Source organism: Streptomyces alkaliphilus (genome assembly GCF_014141535.1).
In the GTDB taxonomy this organism is placed as follows: domain Bacteria; phylum Actinomycetota; class Actinomycetes; order Streptomycetales; family Streptomycetaceae; genus Streptomyces; species Streptomyces alkaliphilus.
Genome location: NZ_VKHT01001017.1, coordinates 1 through 1747 on the forward strand (window position 1 = coordinate 1; position 1747 = coordinate 1747).

The following is a 1747-nucleotide window of genomic DNA, read 5'->3' on the forward strand; positions in this document are numbered from 1 at the left end:
GCCCGCACGTCCCCGTACCGCTTGCGCAGCCCCTCGACCGTGATAGCCGCATGACGGATGCGGCTATCACGGTCGAGGGGCTGCGCAAGCGGTACGGGGACGTGCGGGCGGTGGACGGCGTCTCCCTGGAGGTCGCCTCCGGCGAGTTCTACGGCATCCTCGGTCCCAACGGCGCCGGGAAGACCACCACCCTGGAATTGATCGAGGGCCTGCGCGAACCCGATGAGGGCACCGTGCGCCTGCTGGGAATGCCCTCCTGGCCCCGCGACCCCGACCTGCTGCGCCGCATCGGCGTCCAACTCCAGGCATCCGCCTTCTTCGAGAAGCTCACCGCCCGCGAGCAGATCCGCTCCTTCGCCTCGCTGTACGGGGTCTCCGCCGAGCGGGCCGACGCCATGCTGGAGACGGTGGGCCTGACCGGCAAGGCGGACGTGCGGGACACCGAGCTGTCCGGCGGACAGGCCCAACGCCTGTCGATCGCCTGTGCCCTGGTCCACGACCCCGAGCTGGTCTTCCTGGACGAGCCCACCACCGGCCTGGACCCGCAGGCCCGCCGCAACCTGTGGGATCTGCTGCGGGAGATCAACGGCCAGGGTCGCACGGTGGTGCTGACCACCCATTACATGGACGAGGCCGAGCTGCTGTGCGACCGGGTGGCGGTGATGGACGCCGGGCGGGTGCTGCGCGTCGGCCCGCCCCGGGAACTGATCGCGGAGTTGGGCGTGGCGAACCTGGAGGACGTGTTCCTCCGGTTGACCGGACGGGAGTACCGCGAGTGAGCGCGCTGACCAGCCTGTCGAAAGTGATGTTCCTGGGCCTGATCCGGGACCGCACCGCCGTGTTCTTCATGCTCGTGCTGCCGCTGCTGTTCCTGGTGCTGTTCGGCGCCCTCTTCCAGGGGGAGGGCGGTTCCCGCTCCACGGTCGTGCAGTACGGCGAGGTCACCGTCCTCGACGAGCTGGACGAGGAACACCTGGCCGCGCTCTCCGAGGCCCTGGTGCTGGAGCGGACCGGTGACCGGGAGGACGCGCTGGAGCGGCTGCGTGCCGGCGAGGTGGACGCGGTGGTCTGGGAGGAGACGCCGGGCACGCTGGAGCTGCGCTACTCGGCCGCCGACGAGGCCCGGGCGGGGGCGGTGCGCGGCCTGGTCAACTCCCTGGTGCAGGACGCCAACGTGGCCGCCACCGGCCAACCGCCCGCTTTCCGGATGAGCACCGAGCGGGTGGAGGACGAGTCGATCCGGGCGATCCAGTTCCTGGCGCCGGGCCTGCTGGGCTGGGCGATCGCCATGGGCGCCTCCTTCATGTCGGCGTTCACCCTGGTGAACTGGCGCCGCAAGCGGCTGCTGCGCCGGCTGTGGCTGGCGCCGATCCGGCCGGGCGCGGTGGTGGGCGCCCGGATCGGGGTGAGCCTGGGACTGGCGATGGCGCAGCTGGTCCTCTTCCTCGCGGTGGCGGTGATCCCGTTCTACGGGCTGCGGCTGACCGACATGTGGTGGCTGTCGATCCCCCTGGTGGCCTGCGGGACGCTGGCGTTCATGTCGGTGGGCCTGCTGATCGGCGCGGTGACCTCCACCGAGGAGGCGGCCAATGGGGTGCTGCAGGCCGTGATCATGCCGATGGCGTTCCTCTCCGGCTCCTTCTTCCCGACCGAGGTGATGCCGGGCTGGCTGGAGCCGATCGCGCGGCTGTTGCCGCTCAAGCACCTCAACGAGGCGCTGATGGGGGTGCTCTCACGGGGCGAGGGG

At 71.0% G+C, this 1747-nt stretch carries 2 protein-coding genes; both read left to right on the top strand.

Annotation, left to right across the window (positions count from 1 at the left end):
• Positions 1 to 50 precede the first annotated feature (50 nt).
• Positions 51 to 779, top strand: coding sequence for an ABC transporter ATP-binding protein (locus tag FNQ90_RS22035; RefSeq protein ID WP_182607950.1), 729 nt, complete (start codon positions 51 to 53; stop codon positions 777 to 779).
• A partial coding sequence (locus FNQ90_RS22040; RefSeq protein WP_323380119.1) for an ABC transporter permease occupies positions 776 to 1747 on the top strand: 972 nt, incomplete at its 3' end. The genes FNQ90_RS22035 and FNQ90_RS22040, both read left to right, overlap by 4 nt.